General features: G+C 75.5%; 1 pseudogene. It reads right to left on the reverse strand.

The features are described 5' to 3' along the window. Window positions 1–502: pseudogene (locus tag H5411_RS46700) on the reverse strand (RND transporter); the annotation flags it as partial.

Below are 502 nucleotides of genomic sequence, written 5' to 3' on the forward strand. Positions count from 1 at the left end.
CAGCCCGCGGACAGCAAGGCCAGCACGACCGAGCCGGCCAGCAGGACGCCGAACTCGCGTACGGCGGCCAGCTTGGACAGCACCAGGACCGCGTACCCCACGGTGGAGGTGGACGCGGCGAGCAGGATCGACAGCCGCAGTCCCCGGCTGCGACGGCGGGCGGCTTCCGACAGCAGGACCGTGAACTCACACCCGACCGCCGCGGTCAGCGATCCCAGGCCGGCGGTGACGGGGCTCAGCGGCACCCCGGCCAGCCACAGGAAGCACAGCCCCGCACCGGTGGCGGTGGCCGCCGCCGCGACCGCGCGCGCCGCGTCGGCCCGGCGCCGCAGCGCGATCAGCAGGACCGCGCCTGCGGCCAGGATCCCGGCCAGGTTGGTGAGCAGGCGGTCGGCGGACACGAGCTCGTTCCCGCGGACCGCGACCATCGGCAAGCCGGTCAGGTCCACGTGATACCCCTGCGGTGGCGGCGGCAGGTGCCGCAGCACGTCGTCGCGGAGGG

The sequence above is a fragment of the Amycolatopsis echigonensis genome (assembly GCF_014174495.1).
GTDB classification, from domain to species: Bacteria; Actinomycetota; Actinomycetes; order Mycobacteriales; family Pseudonocardiaceae; genus Amycolatopsis; species Amycolatopsis echigonensis.